General features: G+C 73.7%; 15 protein-coding genes. 3 read left to right on the top strand and 12 right to left on the bottom strand.

Translation table 11 applies throughout. From position 1 onward, the window contains the following. Positions 1-8: 8 nt before the first annotated feature. The 6 genes from hemB to JJV70_RS11065 all read right to left on the bottom strand — a co-directional run bounded on the left by hemB (position 9) and on the right by JJV70_RS11065 (position 6,853). Positions 9-1,085: a porphobilinogen synthase gene (hemB, locus tag JJV70_RS11090; RefSeq protein WP_219047673.1), complete on the bottom strand. Its 1,077-nt coding sequence runs from the start codon at positions 1,083-1,085 to the stop codon at positions 9-11. Beyond that, entirely contained in the window at positions 1,082-2,704 is a 1,623-nt protein-coding gene (locus JJV70_RS11085; RefSeq protein WP_219047744.1) for a uroporphyrinogen-III synthase, read from the bottom strand. Before JJV70_RS11085 ends, hemB begins: the two co-directional genes overlap by 4 nt. A 308-nt stretch (positions 2,705-3,012) precedes the next feature. Next, complete coding sequence (gene hemC, locus JJV70_RS11080; protein WP_219047672.1) at positions 3,013-4,068, bottom strand: hydroxymethylbilane synthase; 1,056 nt, start codon at positions 4,066-4,068, stop codon at positions 3,013-3,015. Next, entirely contained in the window at positions 4,049-5,386 is a 1,338-nt protein-coding gene (locus JJV70_RS11075) for a glutamyl-tRNA reductase (RefSeq protein ID WP_219047671.1), read from the bottom strand. Before JJV70_RS11075 ends, hemC begins: the two co-directional genes overlap by 20 nt. Next, a complete protein-coding gene (locus JJV70_RS11070; RefSeq protein ID WP_219047670.1) occupies positions 5,383-6,231 on the bottom strand; it encodes a redox-sensing transcriptional repressor Rex in 849 nt (282 codons plus the stop codon). Before JJV70_RS11070 ends, JJV70_RS11075 begins: the two co-directional genes overlap by 4 nt. A 274-nt stretch (positions 6,232-6,505) precedes the next feature. Then, positions 6,506-6,853, bottom strand: coding sequence for a glutaredoxin family protein (locus JJV70_RS11065; protein ID WP_374227278.1), 348 nt, complete (start codon positions 6,851-6,853; stop codon positions 6,506-6,508). 72 nt (positions 6,854-6,925) lie between these two features. Between JJV70_RS11065 and JJV70_RS11060 the strand changes: the two genes are divergently transcribed. The 3 genes from JJV70_RS11060 to JJV70_RS11050 all read left to right on the top strand — a co-directional run bounded on the left by JJV70_RS11060 (position 6,926) and on the right by JJV70_RS11050 (position 10,462). Then, complete coding sequence (locus tag JJV70_RS11060) at positions 6,926-7,822, top strand: HAD family phosphatase (protein ID WP_219047668.1); 897 nt, start codon at positions 6,926-6,928, stop codon at positions 7,820-7,822. A 302-nt stretch (positions 7,823-8,124) separates the two neighbouring features. Further along, positions 8,125-8,928 (top strand): ECF subfamily RNA polymerase sigma factor, BldN family, encoded by an 804-nt coding sequence (locus JJV70_RS11055; protein WP_219047667.1) that lies wholly within the window; start codon positions 8,125-8,127, stop codon positions 8,926-8,928. 253 nt (positions 8,929-9,181) lie between these two features. Next, positions 9,182-10,462 carry a DUF5667 domain-containing protein gene (locus JJV70_RS11050; RefSeq protein ID WP_219047666.1) on the top strand — a complete coding sequence of 427 codons (1,281 nt, stop codon included), beginning with the start codon at positions 9,182-9,184 and terminating at the stop codon, positions 10,460-10,462. A 315-nt stretch (positions 10,463-10,777) separates the two neighbouring features. Here JJV70_RS11050 and JJV70_RS11045 read toward each other — a convergent pair whose 3' ends face one another. The 6 genes from JJV70_RS11045 to JJV70_RS11020 all read right to left on the bottom strand — a co-directional run bounded on the left by JJV70_RS11045 (position 10,778) and on the right by JJV70_RS11020 (position 15,982). Continuing rightward, positions 10,778-11,956, bottom strand: a complete 1,179-nt coding sequence (locus JJV70_RS11045; protein ID WP_219047665.1) for a lysophospholipid acyltransferase family protein — start codon at positions 11,954-11,956, stop codon at positions 10,778-10,780. Continuing rightward, the gene (locus JJV70_RS11040) at positions 11,949-12,986 is read right to left on the bottom strand and encodes an NAD-dependent epimerase/dehydratase family protein (protein ID WP_219047664.1); all 1,038 of its coding nucleotides are present in this window, start codon (positions 12,984-12,986) and stop codon (positions 11,949-11,951) included. The genes JJV70_RS11045 and JJV70_RS11040 overlap by 8 nt, the downstream gene beginning before the upstream one ends. A 313-nt stretch (positions 12,987-13,299) precedes the next feature. Then, on the bottom strand, positions 13,300-13,398 hold the full coding sequence (locus tag JJV70_RS11035) for a 30S ribosomal protein bS22 (protein ID WP_003948845.1): 99 nt from the start codon (positions 13,396-13,398) through the stop codon (positions 13,300-13,302). 120 nt (positions 13,399-13,518) lie between these two features. Further along, complete coding sequence (locus JJV70_RS11030) at positions 13,519-13,728, bottom strand: helix-turn-helix domain-containing protein (RefSeq protein WP_219047663.1); 210 nt, start codon at positions 13,726-13,728, stop codon at positions 13,519-13,521. 127 nt (positions 13,729-13,855) lie between these two features. Beyond that, positions 13,856-14,704 (bottom strand): phosphatase, encoded by an 849-nt coding sequence (locus JJV70_RS11025; protein WP_219047662.1) that lies wholly within the window; start codon positions 14,702-14,704, stop codon positions 13,856-13,858. 105 nt (positions 14,705-14,809) lie between these two features. Next, the gene (locus JJV70_RS11020; RefSeq protein WP_219047661.1) at positions 14,810-15,982 is read right to left on the bottom strand and encodes an acetoin utilization protein AcuC; all 1,173 of its coding nucleotides are present in this window, start codon (positions 15,980-15,982) and stop codon (positions 14,810-14,812) included. Positions 15,983-16,129 lie beyond the last annotated feature (147 nt).

Raw genomic sequence — 16,129 nt, 5'->3', positions numbered from 1 at the left:
GTGCGGAGTCAGCGGGACGGGTGGAGCCAGCGGGCCGCTTCGGTCGCCCAGTAGGTGAGGATCAGCGAGGCGCCCGCGCGGGTGAAGCTCGTCAGCGTTTCCAGGATGGCCCGCTCGCGCTCGATCCAGCCCTTCTGGGCCGCCGCCTCGACCATGGCGTACTCGCCGGAGATCTGGTAGACGCCGACGGGCACGTCCGCCGCGCGGGCGATGTCGCGCAGCACGTCCAGGTAGGGCAGGCCGGGTTTGACCATCACCATGTCGGCGCCCTCGGCGAGGTCGAGGGCCAGTTCGCGCAGCGCCTCGCCCCGGCCGCCCGCCGGGTCCTGCTGGTAGGTCTTGCGGTCGCCCGTCAGCGAGGAGTTGACCGCCTCGCGGAACGGGCCGTAGAACGCGGAGGCGTACTTCACGGTGTAGGCGAACATCGCCACATCGGTGTGCCCGGCCGCGTCCAGCGCCCGGCGTACGTACCCGACCTGGCCGTCCATCATGCCGCTGGGCCCGAGCACGTGCGCCCCGGCCTCGGCCTGGCGGAGGGCCATCTCGGCGTACCGCTCCAGCGTGGCGTCGTTGTCCACCCGGCCGTGCGCGTCCAGGACGCCGCAGTGGCCGTGGTCGGTGAACTCGTCCAGGCACAGGTCGGACATGACCACCAGGTCGTCGCCGACCTCGGCGCGCACGTCGCGCAGCGCGCGCTGGAGGATGCCCTCGGGGTCGGTGCCCTGGGAGCCGGTGGCGTCCTTGTGCTCGGGCACGCCGAACAGCATGATCCCGCCCACGCCCGCCGCCACCGCGTCGGCGGCGGCCTTGCGCAGGGTGTCGCGGGTGTGCTGGAGGACGCCGGGCATGGACGACACCGGCACCGGCTCGGTGATGCCCTCGCGGACGAACGCCGGGAGGATCAGGTCCGAGGGGTGGGTGCGGTGTTCGGTGACCATGCGCCGCAGGGCCGCCGTCGAGCGCAGCCGCCGGGGCCGCGCCGCCGGGAAGGCGCCGTAGCGCGAGCCTCCCGGCGCCGCGTGCCCCCAGGCGGGGTCCCCGTGGCCGGGGCTACCGGAAGCGGGGGTGGCGTGGGTGCCGGTCACGAGCGTGCTCTCCTTCTCGCCGGCCGCTTCTCACTCGGCCGCTTGACGGGCTCGCCCGCCTCGACGGCCGCCGCCCGGCGCCGCGCGCCGAACTCCGAGAGCGCCTCGGCCAGCTTGTGCACCGACGGCTCGGGCGCGAGCACGTCCACCCGCAGGCCGTGCTCCTCGGCGGTCTTGGCCGTGGCCGGGCCGATGCAGGCGATGACCGTGACGTTGTGCGGCTTCCCGGCGATACCGACGAGGTTGCGCACGGTGCTGGAGGAGGTGAACAGCACGGCGTCGAACCCGCCGCCCTTGATCATCTCGCGGGTCTCGGCCGGGGGCGGCGAGGCGCGCACGGTGCGGTAGGCGGTGACGTCGTCCACCTCCCAGCCCAGCTCGATGAGCCCGGCCACCAGCGTCTCGGTGGCGATGTCGGCGCGCGGCAGGAAGACGCGGTCGATCGGGTCGAACACCGGGTCGTAGGGCGGCCAGTCCTCCAGCAACCCGGCCGCGGACTGCTCGCCGGAGGGGACGAGGTCGGGCTTGACGCCGAAGTCCACCAGCGCGGCGGCCGTCTGGTCGCCGACGGCGGCGACCTTGATGCCCGCGAAAGCGCGCGCGTCCAGTCCGTACTCCTCGAACTTCTCGCGCACCGCCTTCACCGCGTTGACGGAGGTGAACGCGATCCACTCGTAGCGCCCGGTGACCAGGCCCTTGACGGCCCGCTCCATCTGCTGCGGGGTGCGCGGCGGTTCGACGGCGATCGTCGGCACCTCGGCCGGGACGGCGCCGTAGGAGCGCAGCTGGTCCGACAGGGACGCCGCCTGCTCCCGGGTGCGCGGTACCAGCACGTTCCAGCCGAACAGCGGCTTGGACTCGAACCAGGCCAGCTGGTCGCGCTGGGCGGGGGCGCTGCGTTCGCCGACGACCGCTATCACGCTCTGGCCGCCGTCCGGCGCGGGCAGCACCTTGGCCTGCTTGAGCGTCTGCGCGAGCGAGCCGAGCGTGGCGCTCCAGGTGCGCTGCCGGGTGGTGGTGCCCGCGAGGGTGACGGTGAGCGGGGTGTCGGGCTTGCGTCCGGCCGACACGAGTTCGGCGGCGGCGGCCGTCACCGCGTCCAGCGTGGTGGACAGCACCACCGTCGCGTCGGAGGCGCCCACCTCCGTCCAGCAGCGCGCGTCGGCGGTACGGGCGTCCACGAAGCGCACGTCGATGCCGTGCGCGTCCCGCAGCGGCACCCCGGCGTAGGCGGGGACGCCGACGGCGGTGGCGATGCCGGGGACCACCTCGAAGGTGATGCCCGCGGCGGCGCAGCCGAGCATCTCGGCGGCGGCGTCGGCGTCCAGGCCGGGGTCGCCGAGCACCGCGCGCACCACCCGCCTGCCGGAGCGCGCGGCCGCCATGACAAGATCTGCCGCAACGGCAGATGTGGCGGAAGTCTCGGCCGGGTCGTCCGCCGCTGCCCGCAAGGGTGTGTCCACGCCTGCCCGCGCGTGGGGCCGGACCACGTCGTGGACCTGGGGGTCGGCGACGAGGACGTCGGCCTGGGCGAGGGCTTCGACGGCGCGGAGCGTCAGCAAGCCCGGATCGCCGGGCCCGGCGCCGAGGAAGGTGACGTGTCCCGCAGCGCCGTACAGGTGCCGCGTCGGCGCGGTGGCGGGCGCGGTGCCGCCGCGCGCGCCGGGCGGGGACGCCGCACGGTGGGCGGCGGCCTGGCGGGGCGGCGCCTCGGGCACCGCCCCGGCGGGGGGCGGCTCCTGGGTGGCGACGGCGTCCGGACCGGCGGGCGCACCCTGGGCGGCGGCGTCGTTCTTGGCGTTCTTGGCGCTCCCGGCGCTCCCGGCGTTCTTGGCGCTCCTGGCCGCAGACCGGGCCGGGGACGTCGGCTGCCCGGACTCAGCAGCCTGCGCGTCGGTCGCGGTGGCGGTGTGGACGGTGGTGGGGCTCAATGTGCTCGCTCCCCCATCAGACCGGCCGCACCCTTGGCGAGCATCGCGTCGGCGAGCTCACGGCCCAGGCGCTCGGCCCAGGTCAGCTGCTCGGCGGCGGATGCCGGTACGGGACCGGTGGCGGACAGCTGCACCAGCGTCGTGCCGTCGAGCGTGCCGACGACGCCGCGCAGGCGCATTTCGGTGAGGTCCCGCCCGTCGCCCGTGACGTCGGCCAGCGCCCCTACGGGTGCGCTGCAACCGGCCTCCAGGGCGGCGAGCAGGGTGCGCTCGGCGGTCACGGCGGCCCGCGTGCGCGGGTCGTCGAGGCCGCCGAGCGCGGTGGCGAGGTGCGCGCTGGACGTCGCGCACTCCACCGCCAGTGCCCCCTGCCCGGGTGCGGGCAGTACGGCGTCGGGGTTCAGCAGTTCACTCGCCTCTCCCAGCTGCCCGAGGCGGGACAGTCCGGCGGCGGCGAGGACGACGGCGTCGAGTTCGCCGGAGCGGACGAAGCCGATCCGGGTGCCGACGTTACCGCGTATGGGCACGGCCTCCACGTGCGCGCCCAGGGCCCGGGCCCAGGCGTGCAGCTGCGCCATGCGGCGCGGCGAGCCGGTGCCGACGCGGACGGGCGCACGGGGCGTCCCCCGCGCGGCCAGCTGCTCGAAGCCCAGTCCGTCCCGGGCCACCAGCGCGTCGCGCACGTCTTCGCGGGGCGGGACGGCGGCGATGGTCAGCTCGGCGGGCTGCGCGGTGGGCAGGTCCTTCAGCGAGTGCACGGCCAGGTCGATCTCCCCGGCGAGCAGCGCCTCGCGCAGCGCGGAGACGAACACGCCGGTGCCGCCGATCTGCGCCAGCTGCTCGCGTGAGACGTCGCCGTAGGTGGTGATCTCCACCAGTTCCACGGGCCGCCCGGTGAGCCGGGTGACCTGTTCGGCGACCTGCCCGGACTGCGCCATGGCGAGCTGGCTGCGCCGGGTGCCCAGGCGCAGCGGCGCGGGGCCAGCGGGGTCAGCTGGTGGCCCCTGGCCGGGCGGGGTGCCCGGAGGGGGGTCAGTGGGGGTGGGGCTCATGGCCGCTCCTGTTCGGCTTGCTGACAGCGGCGACCGTCTGGGGGTCGAGGTCGAAGAGTTCGCGCAGGGCGTCCGCGTAGCCCGCGCCGCCGGGTTCTCCGGCGAGCTGTTTGACGCGCACGGTCGGCGCGTGCAGCAGCTTGTCCACGACGCGGCGCACGGTCTGCGTGATCTCCGCGCGCTCACGTTCGTCCAGGCCGGGCAGGCGTCCGTCCAGCCGGGCCATCTCGGTGGCGACGACGTCGGAGGCCATGGTGCGCAGCGCGACGACGGTCGGGGTGATCGTCGCGGCCCGCTGGGCGGCGCCGAAGGCGGCCACCTCCTCGGCGACGAGGCCGCGCACGGCGTCCACGTCGGCGGCCATCGGCGCGTCGGCGGCGGCCTCGGCCAGGGACTCGATGTCCACCAGGGTGGTGCCCTCGACGCGGTGCACGGCGGCGTCGATGTCGCGCGGCATGGCCAGGTCGAGCAGGGCCAGCGGGGCGTGCCGTTCCTCCGCGGCGGCCTCCACGATCGCGCGGGAGAGGACCAGGCCGGTGGCGCCGGTGCAGGAGACGACGACGTCGGCCACGGCCAGCTCGGCGGGCACCTCCGTCATCGGCACCGTGCGGCCGCCGAGCGAGGCGGCCAGGCGCTGGGCACGCTCCTGCGTCCTGTTGGCGATCACCAGTTCGGTCACACCGGCCCGCGCGAGCGTCGTGGCGGCCAGCGCGGACATGGAACCGGCGCCGATGACCAGCGCGCGCTTGTTCTTCGCCCAGCGTTCGACGTCCAGCGCCTCGCCGGGGTGCGCGGCGGTGAGCTGCTGAAGACCGAAGGTGACCAGCGACTGACCGGCCTGGTCGATCCCCGTCTCGCTGTGTGCGCGCTTGCCGACCCGCAGCGCCTGCTGGAACAGGTCGTTCAGCAGCCGCCCGGTGCTGTGCTGCTCCTGGCCGACCGCGAGCGCGTCCTTGATCTGGCCGAGGATCTGGCCCTCGCCGACGACCATCGAGTCCAGGCCGCAGGCCACCGAGAACAGGTGGTGCACGGCCCGGTCCTCGTAGTGCACGTACAGGTAGGGCGTCAGCTCCTCCAGGACGACGCCGCTGTGGTGCGCGAGCAGCGTGGACAGCTCGGCGACCCCGGCGTGGAACTTGTCCACGTCCGCGTACAGCTCGATGCGGTTGCAGGTGGAGAGCACCGCGGCCTCGGTAGCGGGCTCCGCCGCGACGACGTCCGCGAGCAGCGGGCCGCGCGCCTGCGGGGCGAGCGCGGCCCGCTCCAGCACGCTGACCGGGGCGCTGCGGTGGCTCAGGCCGACGACGAGCAGACTCATGCCGGCATCACGGCGGGGACGTCCCCGTCAGGCCCTGCCTCGGTGCCGCCGTTCTTCCCGGCACCCCCCGGGGTACCGGCTCCGGGCTCGCCTCCCGGTGCGCGCCGCGTCACGGACGCGGCGGGCGGGGCGACCGGCGTGCCGGTGTCGGCGCCCGGCGGCTCGGTGTCCACGCCCTCCAGCTCCCCGGCCTTGCGCTGCTCGTGGAAGGCGAGGATCTGCAGCTCAATGGACAGGTCCACCTTGCGCACGTCCACGCCCTCGGGCACGGACAGCACGGTGGGCGCGAAGTTCAGGATCGAGGTGACGCCAGCGGCCACGAGCCGGTCGCACACCTGCTGGGCGGCACCGGCCGGGGTGGCGATGACGCCGATGGACACCCCGTTGTCATCGACGATGCGCTCCAGCTCGTCGGCGTGCTCCACCTCGATGCCCGCGACGGGCTTGCCCGTCATCGCGGGGTCGGCGTCGATCAGGGACGCGACGCGGAAGCCACGGGAGGCGAACCCGCCGTAGTTGGCCAGGGCGGCGCCGAGGTTACCGATACCGACGATGACGACCGGCCAGTCCTGGGTCAGCCCCAGCTCGCGGGAGATCTGGTAGACGAGGTACTCGACGTCGTAGCCCACGCCACGCGTGCCGTAGGAGCCGAGGTAGGAGAAGTCCTTGCGCAGCTTGGCCGAGTTGACGCCAGCCGCGGTGGCCAGCTCTTCCGAGGAGACCGTGGGCACCGAGCGCTCCGACAGCGCGGTGAGCGCCCGCAGGTACAGCGGAAGCCGGGCGACGGTAGCCTCGGGAATCCCTCGGCTGCGGGTCGCCGGTCGGTGGTTTCGGCCAGTTGCCACGGTGCTCCTGCTCATTGCGCGAAGCGGTGAGCGGCCAGGTGCTCTGGGCACGCCGGTACCGCCCCGTCCCTGACAGGCTATGCCTTTGTGAAAGCGTGCACAAAGATGATGTCCGTTTTGTCCCTGGGAAGTGACAGGCGCCACACGCGTCAATGAGGACACCCGGGCACTCTCCTCACGTATACGCCCCCCGGCGGCAAAACGACGTTCGATGGTAGACGACGCTGGCCGAAACCGTCCGCTCTCGGCGGCGGGGCCGCCCGCGACGCCCGCCTCAGCCGCCCAGCGCGGTGCGCAGCCGCACCGGGTCCACCCGCCAGAAGTCGTGCTGCGCGCCGTCGATCAGCACCACCGGGATCTGCTCCCAGTACCGGCGGTGCAGTTCCGCGTCCTGGCTGATGTCTTTCTCCTCCCAGGCCGCGCCCGTCTGCGCGCACACGCGCTCGATCACGGCGCGGGCGTCGTCGCACAGGTGGCAGCCGGGCTTGCCGATCAGCGTCACGGTCCTGGCCGTCGCGCCGGGGGTGCTGGCGGGAGTACCGGCGGGGGTGCTGGGGGAAGGACCGGCGGGGGCCGCGCCGGGGCGGCGGCCGGGGGCGTCGGGGGTATGCATGCCGACCATTGTCCCGCGCGTCCGGGGCGGTCCACCCCGCCGTAACCGGAACGACCCGGCGCACTGGCTATCCTCGTCGGCATGGGCGCACTGGCATGGCTCACCTCCCGCAGGCGTGCGGCGACCGAGGCGAGCGTCCTGGCGGGCGAGGCTTCGGCCGAAGCCGCCCGCAAGACAGAGCTGACCGAGCCCGAGTTCCCGGTCGTCGGTGACACCCGGGCGGCGGCCTTCTTCGACCTCGACAACACCGTCATGCAGGGCGCGGCCCTGTTCCACTTCGGCCGCGGCCTGTACAAGCGCAAGTTCTTCGACACCCGCGAGCTGGCCCGCTTCGCCTGGCAGCAGACCTACTTCCGCGTCGCCGGTGCCGAGCACGCCGGGCACATGGCGGACGTGCGCACCAGCGCGCTGTCCATCGTCCAGGGCCACCGCGTGGACGAGCTGATGGCCATCGGCGAGGAGATCTACGACGAGTACATGGCCGGCCGCATCTGGCCCGGCACCCGCTCCCTCGCCCAGGCCCACCTGGACGCGGGCCAGAAGGTGTGGCTGGTGACCGCCGCACCGGTGGAGACGGCGACGATCATCGCCGCCCGGCTCGGCCTCACCGGCGCGCTCGGCACCGTCGCCGAGTCCATCGACGGCGTCTACACCGGCCGGCTGGTCGGCGAACCCCTGCACGGCCCCGCCAAGGCGGAGGCGGTCCGGGCGCTCGCGGCGGCCGAACACCTCGACCTCGCGCGCTGCGCCGCGTACAGCGACTCGGCCAACGACATCCCGATGCTCTCGCTCGTCGGCTACCCCTACGCCATCAACCCCGACAGCCGGCTCCGTGGCCACGCCCGCGACCACGGGTGGCGGCTGCGCGACTACCGCACGGGACGCAAGGCCGCCCGCGTCGGCCTGCCCGCCGCGGCGGGCGTCGGCGCCGTCGCGGGCGGCGCGGCCGCGGCCGTCGCGATCCGCCGCCGCCGCTGAACCGGCCGGGCGCGCCGGGCTGTCCGCGCGCGGAGGGTACGCCACAAGGTCGCCGCGTCGCCGGAACCGGACGGAAATCGACCGCACCTTATCCGCAAACAATCAATTTGTGCCCCACGTTCGATAAACAAGCGAACGGCAAACCGCGACAGACCAAACCGAATCGATGATTTAGACAACTAGGGGTAGCACGGCCAGTACGAAGGGTTATTCTCCTCAGACGCAATCCGGTGCCAGACGTCCCTCCATCGGACGGTCGGTCCCGCACTGCACGTGATGGAAGCTCTGCCTCTGGGAGTCCCGTGTACCCACACGTCGGGGTTGACGCCTCGGGCCTGGCCAGGCTGCGCGCGGCGGTCGCCCACCAGCTGCGCGCACTCGTCCCCGTCCCCGCCGCCAGCGCCGTCCCGGCCTTCGCCGGAACCGTCCCCACCCCCGCACGACCCGCCTTCGCCCTCGCCGACGGCATCGTCAGCGCGGTGCCCGCCACCTCGCTGGGCAGACGAAGCCGCACCGGGGCCGCGGGCACCTCCACCGCGCGGCGGCCCGCGGAGGGCGACAGCCGCCGCATGATGGACCTGGTGGAACGCGCCCAGGGGGGCGACACCGACGCGTTCGGCCAGCTCTACGACCAGTACTCCGACACCGTCTACCGGTACATCTACTACCGTGTCGGCGGCCGGGCCACAGCGGAGGACCTGACCAGCGAGACCTTCCTGCGCGCCCTGCGCCGCATCGGCACCTTCACCTGGCAGGGCCGCGACTTCGGCGCCTGGCTGGTGACGATCGCCCGGAACCTGGTAGCCGACCACTTCAAGTCCAGCCGGTTCCGCCTGGAGGTCACCACCGGTGAGATGCTGGACGCCAACGAGGTGGAGCGCAGCCCCGAGGACTCGGTACTGGAGACGCTGTCCAAGGACGCCCTGCTCGCCGCCGTCCGGCGGCTGAACCCGCAGCAGCAGGAGTGTGTGACGCTGCGCTTCCTGCAGGGCCTGTCCGTCGCCGAGACGGCACGGATCATGGACAAGAACGAGGGTGCGATCAAGACGCTCCAGTATCGCGCCGTGCGCACCCTGGCCCGCCTCCTGCCGGACGACGTCCGCTGAACCAGCCCCCGGGCCGCCCCCGCCCCCGACCCACCCACTCAGGGCCGCGACTAATGACCCCTCCGTCATGTTTCCCGCCACATCGCCACGCCTCCGTAACCCGGGTGTGCCGCCGCTCGTTGAGGGCTGTGCAGACTCCCCGCGGTCCTGCGCAGTCCACCCCGCGTCACTCGTTCGAGTGGTTCGGCACGGGCCGTGCAACCTGCCGTACGGTGCCCGGAGTCAACCGTGCTGACGTAAGGAGGTGCCGCCCGTGATCGGCTCCGTATCGACGAACCGGCGGGCCCACGCCTTCGCCCAGGCCCTCGACGAGCGCGCGAGGGCGGCGGCGGGCGACACCGCCGACGAGGCCACGCCTCACTCCGCCCCGGCGCACGGTGCGCACCGCGCGCCCGGCCCAGGCGAGGCGGCGGAGGAGGCTGAACAGGGGGTCCTGCTCAGCCTCACCGAGGGCCTGGGCGCCCTGCCCGCCCCGGAGCTGGACCCGGAGGTGAAGGCGGTCCAGCGGGCCCAGCTCATCGCCGCGATGGAGAACCAGTTCGCGGAGCACGGCGCACCCGTCCCCGAACAGCGCGCCCGGTCCCGCAAGGGCGCCCACCGCGCCACCGCGCCACTCGGCCGCATCCGGCCGCGCAGCCGCCTCAGCAAGGGGCTCGCGGCCGGCGGGCTGACGGTCGGTGTCGCCGCCGGGGCCTTCAGCGGCGTCGCGGCGGCCAGCACGGACGCGCTGCCCGGCGACACCCTGTACGGCCTCAAGCGCGGCATGGAGGACCTGAAGCTCGACATGGCGGGGGACGACGCCGAGCGCGGCGTCCTCCACCTCGACCACGCCTCCACCCGGCTGAACGAGGCCCGCCGCCTGATGGAACGCGGTCGGGCCGGGGACCTCGACCACGAGTCACTCACCGAGGTGCGCGGCGCGCTCACCGCGATGGGCGTCAACGCCGCCGAGGGCCACCGCCTGCTCAGCGGCGTCTACGAGCGGGAGGGCAGCCTCGGGCCGATGCGCTCGCTGTCCGCCTTCGCCGAGTCCCACCGCGCGACGTGGGCGCACCTGCGCGACCGGCTCCCGGCCCAGCTGCACGACGTCGGCAAAGAGGTCACGTCGGTGTTCGACGCCATAAGCGATGACGTCGAACCGATCGAGGGCCTGCTGCCGTCCACCGAACCGCGCACCACGCCACCGCACTCCCAGAACCCGGACGGTGCGGGCGGCGGCACCGGCGAGGGCCCGCGCGAGGAGGCCACCGCCCCCGGTACCGAGCCGGGCACGGCCGAGCGGCCCCCGGCAGACGGCACGCCCGACGGCCGCGAGGCGCCGTCCCCCTCGGAGACCGGCCAGGACGGGCGCCAGCCGGACGACGGCGGTGGCGGCCTCCTCGGCAACCCCGGTCTCCTCGACCCCCCGCGCAAGGACACCGAGGGCGAGGGGCCCCGCTCCGAGGAGCCCGGCCTCCCGGCACCCGACATCACCATTCCGCCCCTGCTCCCCGGCGGCCTCCCCGGCCTCGGCCTCGACGTCGGCGACGACTGACCCCACGGCACGCTGACCGTCTCCCCGGGCCGCTGTGGCACCCCCGCCCCGCCGCGAGGTGCCACGGCGGCCCGTTGGCGTCGGCCCAGCTGGCGCGGCAGCGAACCCCGCACGCGGCGGGAACCCGCGCTAGGGCGTGTTTCGAAAGTCCCGTCTGGCTGGGGACGCCTGGCACGCACGCTCGCCGCGTTGTCGGTCGTCAGCGCAGCCCGCTGCGCTTTCCTCCCTCCGCCTTGCGATCGCACGCACCAGNGCACGCACCAGCCGCCCCCAGCCCCGCCCTCCGGGCGAACGACGCTACTTTCGAAACACGCCCTAGAAGAACACCGAGCGGCGCTGGACGAGCAGCTGGTACAGGGTGTGCTGGATCTTCTCGCGCACCTGGTCGGTGAGGTGGAACATCAGCAGCGGATCATCCGCCGCCTCCGCCGCGTACCCGTCCGTCGGGATCGGCTCGCCGAACTGGATCGTCCACTTGGTCGGCAGCGGCACCGCGCCCAGCGGCCCGAGCCACGGGAACGTCGGCGTGAGCGGGAAGTAGGGGAGGCCGAGCAGGCGCGCCAGAGTGCGGGCGTTGCCCAGCATGGGGTAGATCTCCTCCGCGCCCACGATGGAGCACGGCACGATCGGCGTCCCGGCCCGCAGCGCGGTGGACACGAATCCCCCGCGCCCGAAGCGCTGGAGCTTGTACCGGTCCGCGAACGGCTTGCCGACGCCCTTGAAGCCCTCCGGCATGACGCCGACGATCTCGCCGCGCTCCAGCAGCCGCCCGGCGTCCTCCACGCAGGCGAGCGTGTGACCGGCCTTGCGCGCCAACTCCCCCACCACCGGCAGCAGGAACACCAGGTCGGCGGCGAGCAGACGCAGCCTGCGCCCGGCCGGGTGGTGGTCGTGCACGGCGACCTGGAGCATCAGCCCGTCCCAGGGCAGCGTGCCCGAGTGGTTGGCGACGATGAGGGCACCGCCGTCCGCGGGCACGTTCTCGATGCCGCGTACCTCGACGCGGAAATACCGGTCGTAGACGGGCCGCAGGAGCGACATGAGCACCTGGTCGGTCAGCTCGGCGTCGTAGCCGAAGTCGTCCACCGGGTAGTCGCCGGTGAGGCGGCGGCGCAGGAAGGCCAGGCCGCGCGCGGCACGCCGGTCCCCCTCACGCCCGAGCAGCCGCTCCAGCAGCCCCGGTTCAGCCAGCCCGCCCGCCGACGCCGCACTTCCGGCCGAGGCCGTACTTCCGGGCGACGCCGCGCTTCCCGCCGAGGCCGCGCCAGCCTCCCCCGCCAAGTCGTCGGACGGGGCGGGGCCGGACACCGCGCTGGCGGACGCAGCGCCCGTCGTCTCGGCCTCCGCGACCGCCGGGGTACCCCCGCTCGCCGCGCCCCTCGCGCCCGTGTCCGGCGGTGCCTGCCCCGGCACCGACGCCAGCGCCCCGCGCCGCACCCGCCGGGCACCGCGCGCCCGGTCGTCGTCGAAGGGAATGACCTTGGCGTCAGGCATGACGGACGGCCTCCTGGAGTCGGTCAACGGCGCGGCCCACCCGGTCCGGCGGCAGCGGCCCGGGGCCGTGGGCGCTGACGAAGTCGGCGAGCGTGTCGGCGGTGGTGTACGCGGGCTCGAAGCCCAGGGAGTGGCGCATCATCGCGGTGTCCACGACCCGCCCGTGGGTCAGCAGCCGCACCTGCTCGGGCGAGATGTCCCGCACCCCCACGGCGCGCAGGGCCGTGCCCGCCCAGGTGAGAGCGGGCAGCAGCAGCGGCAGCGTGGGACGGCCCAGGCGTCGCGCACACTGGGAGAGCAACACCACGCCGTCCCCAGCGATGTTGAACGTGCCCGCGCTGTAGCTGCCGCGCCTGGGCTCCCCGGCGGCCAGCGACAGCACCGCGAGGGCGTCGTCCTCGTGCACGAACTGCAGCCGGGGATCGTAGCCGAAGACGGTGGGCAGCACCGGCAGGGTGAGGTAGTCCGCGAGCGGCGAGCCGACGGGGCGCGGGCCCAGGACGTCAGCGAAGCGCAGCACGGTGACAGCGATGTCGGGACGCCGCCGGGCGAACCCGCGCGCGTAGCCCTCGACCTCCACCAGGTCCTTGGCGAAACCGCCGCCGGGCGGCCCCTTGGGCACGGTCGTCTCCCGGCACACCGCCGGGTCGCGCGGCGCGCCGCCGTAGACGTGGGTGCTGGACTTCACCACCAACCGCCGCACCGCGGGCGCCTTCTGGCACGCGCCGAGCAGCTGCATGGTGCCGATGACGTTGGCTTCCTTGACGGCCGCACGACCGCCGCGCCGCCCGGCCGGGGCAGCGTGCACATCGAGATGGACGACCGTGTCCACGGAGCGCTCGACCAGCAGTTTGCCCACTGCGGGGTGCTGGAGGTCGGCCCGCACGAACTCGGCGGTCCCGAGCGGATGGGCGGGTGGCACGGCATCGACGGCGAGCACCAGATCGACGTCCGGCTCCCGCTGCACGCGGCGCACGAACCTCCCCGCCAGCTGCCGTGCGGCTCCGGTGACGAGAACGACCCTGCCCACTTTCCCTCCCGCGTCCCGGGGACGGCGCGACGCCCCGGCCACCGTATCGGCTGAACGTTCGGCTTGTCGCGGCCCACTGAGCCGAACGCGGGCGCGCCGCACCCGGGCAGGCCCGGAGCCCGTGCGCGACGAGCCGGGGCAGCCGCGCGCGGGAGCCGGGCAGGCAGCGCGCGGGGCACGGAACCCGTCAACCGCCCCGGCCCATCCGTCACCGGCGTCGTACCCAAACGCCGCGGCCCTCCCGGGTCGCGACGAGCGCGACGGGGAGGGCCACGGAGGGTTCGGCCTTACGACCGGCGTACGCGGCGTCCGCTCACTTCTTGTTGCGGCGCTGCACACGCGTGCGCTTGAGCAGCTTGCGGTGCTTCTTCTTGGCCATCCGCTTACGCCGCTTCTTGATAACAGAGCCCACGACTACCCTCGCTCACTTGATCACTCGGTGCGGGGCGTCCGAGCCCACACGACCTACATTGGCCCAGCCTACCCGGAGCGGCGGACTGGTCGTGAACCGAGGGGAAAGGGGCAGCGGCGCTCAGGCGCTTTCCCACCCCACATACGACTGTTGGAGGTAATCGTGGACAGCGTTCTCGGGAACGCGGAAGGACCGGCCCACGCGCACGGCCGGCAGATGACCGCTGTGCACCAAGCGGTACACGGTCATCTTCGATACCCGCATCACCGCGGCGACTTCCGCCACGGTCAGAAAGTTGACCTCGCTGAGAGGCTTCTCGCCAGCAGCCATGGCACACCTGAACCTTTCGCACATGTCGGGCACCGGCTTCCCCTCCGACGCACCTCATCGCATGCGCGTTCCTCCCCAGATTAGGGGCGGGTGATGCAAGTGGGGAAGAGGAGTAGCGATCGGTCTCCTACTGTGACAGACGGGCTTGATTGAGTACATAGCGCGTGAGCGGCAGGTAGTGGGATCGCGCCACAGTGTCATGGAGCGGAATGACGACGCCGACCGTGCCCTCGGCCTCCGCGACGAACGGCGCCGGATCGCTCACACCGGCCGGGCCGACGGCGTCCAGACCCAGCTGACCTGCGCCGCAGAGCCAGCCGTGGTCGCCGATCACCAGTTCCGGCAGGCCCTCGCCCCGGGCCGCGAGGTCGGCGAGGGTGACCCGCAGCGGCAGCGGCGACCGGCAGGGGGCGCCCGGCGCACCGGGGGCGCACGGAAGCCCGATCTCGTGCACCAGTGCGACACCTCGCACCGAGGACAGGGCGAACGGGCGCTTGCCCCCGGCGCCCGGCACCTCCACCCCGCGTCCCTCACGGGGCGTCAGCACCCGGCACCCGGCCCCCGCGAGCGCCGACGCGAGCATGCCGTAGAACCCGAGCAGCGCGTGCGGCCGCCCGGTGCCGAGGAGCACGGGCGCGCGCCGCCGCACGGCTGAGGCCAGCACGTCGGCGAACGCGGCGAGCGCGGCGACGGTCCGGCCCGGGTCGATCCGCCACCCCGCCTCGCCCAGACCCGGTGGCGGCGGTAGCGGTGTCGGTGTCGCGCCGCACCGGTCGGCCACGAGGGCGGTCAGCTGCTCGACGCTCCACCGGCGGCGCGGTTCGAGCCCCAGCAGGGCGCGCGGGTCGCGGGCGGCGAACAACCGGTAGCGGTCGAGGCCACCGGCCCGCTCGGTCCGCGCCGCGTCGTGCTCGGGGCGCGCGCTGGCGTCGTCAGCCGAGGCGAGATACGCCCGCAAAGCGTCACTGCTCAACACTCTGCGTATGGTGCCGGTTGACTCGGCGTCAAAAGCGGGAATGCGCCAGCGTCACCCGATACGGGGGTGGGGTGGACGTGCGAGCCCGGGTGCCGACGCCGCGCGTCAGGGCAGCAGGCCGTGCGCGGGGAAGACGGCCCGGCGAGCGGCGAGCACGGACTGGTCGAGCGCGTCGGCCGGGTCGTAGCCGGTGGCGTCCCAGTCGCGCCACGACGGTTCGCGGCCGTCGGTCATCCGGCGTGGCGCCTCCTGCCGCGTCGCCGCGTACACCGCCTGCCGCCACTGCTCGGGCAGTTCCGTCTCCGGCGCGATCGGCGCACCGGCGGCGATGGCCACCAGGTGCGTCCACGTTCGCGGTACGACATCGACGATCGCGTACCCGCCACCGCCCAGCGCCAGCCAGCGTCCACCGGCGTAGGCGTGCGCCCACTCGTGCAGCGCGATGGCCGCCGCCCGCTGCGCGTCCACGGTGACCGCCAAGTGCGCGAGCGGGTCCTCCAGATGCGTGTCAGCGCCGTGCTGGGTGACGAGCACGGTGGGACGGAACGCCTCCAGCAACTGTGGCACGACCGCGTGCAGTGCTCGTAGCCAGCCGCCGTCGGTGGTCCCCGGCGGGAGTGCGACGTTCACCGCGCGCCCCTCCGCGTTCGCCCCCCCGGTCTCCTCCGGCCACCCGGTTCCGGGGAACAGCACCCGGGGGTGCTCGTGCAGCGAGATCGTGAGCACCCTCGGGTCGTCCCAGAACGCCGCCTCCACCCCATCCCCGTGGTGCACGTCGATGTCCACGTACGCGACGCGTTCGGCGCCCAGCTCCAACAGCCGCGCGATGGCGAGCGCGGCGTCGTTGTAGATGCAGAAACCCGCGGCCGAACCGGGCTTCGCATGGTGCAGGCCGCCCGCGAAGTTGACCGCGTGCAGCGCCTCGCCACGCCAGATCGCCTCGGCCGCCCCGAGCGACTGCCCGGCGATGAGGGCGGAGACCTCGTGCATCCCGGCGAAGGCGGGGTCGTCCTCGGTTCCGAGGCCGTAGGAGCCGTCGGCGAGCGCTGGATCGGCGGAGACCTTGCGCACGGCGTCGAGGTAGTCGGCACGGTGGACGAGCCCCAGCGTGGACAGGCCCGCCGCGTGGGCCGCCACCACCTCGGCCCGGCGGTCCAGGCCGAAGGCCCGCACCAGCCGCATGGTCAGGTCCAGCCGTACCGGGTCCATCGGGTGGTGGGCGCCGAAGTTGTATCCGGTCACCGCGTTGTCCCACATCACACGTGCTGCGCCGCTCATGCGGCCACCGTATCGACCACGGGAACAACAAAAAAGAGCTGTGTCCCATACCACAGAGGCATGGGACACAGCTCTTACTATTTGTTCGGCGGTGTCCTACTCTCCCACACGCTCCCGCATGCAGTACCATCGGCGCTGAAAGGCTTA

This window comes from Streptomyces sp. JJ66, from assembly GCF_019303495.1.
Lineage (GTDB): Bacteria > Actinomycetota > Actinomycetes > Streptomycetales > Streptomycetaceae > Streptomyces.
This window is presented reverse-complemented; position numbering and strand designations above follow the sequence as displayed.

What these genes read in the sequence shown, in the direction of transcription:
- JJV70_RS11045 (WP_219047665.1), bottom strand. Translation starts at nt 11,956, where the DNA reads ATGCCTGACGCCAAGGTCATTCCCTTCGACGACGACCGGGCGCGCGGT.
- JJV70_RS11075 (WP_219047671.1), bottom strand. Translation starts at nt 5,386, where the DNA reads ATGAGTCTGCTCGTCGTCGGCCTGAGCCACCGCAGCGCCCCGGTCAGC.
- JJV70_RS11030 (WP_219047663.1), bottom strand. Translation starts at nt 13,728, where the DNA reads ATGGCTGCTGGCGAGAAGCCTCTCAGCGAGGTCAACTTTCTGACCGTG.
- JJV70_RS11065 (WP_374227278.1), bottom strand. Translation starts at nt 6,853, where the DNA reads ATGGTCGGCATGCATACCCCCGACGCCCCCGGCCGCCGCCCCGGCGCG.
- hemC (WP_219047672.1), bottom strand. Translation starts at nt 4,068, where the DNA reads ATGAGCCCCACCCCCACTGACCCCCCTCCGGGCACCCCGCCCGGCCAG.
- JJV70_RS11020 (WP_219047661.1), bottom strand. Translation starts at nt 15,982, where the DNA reads ATGAGCGGCGCAGCACGTGTGATGTGGGACAACGCGGTGACCGGATAC.
- JJV70_RS11060 (WP_219047668.1), top strand. Translation starts at nt 6,926, where the DNA reads ATGGGCGCACTGGCATGGCTCACCTCCCGCAGGCGTGCGGCGACCGAG.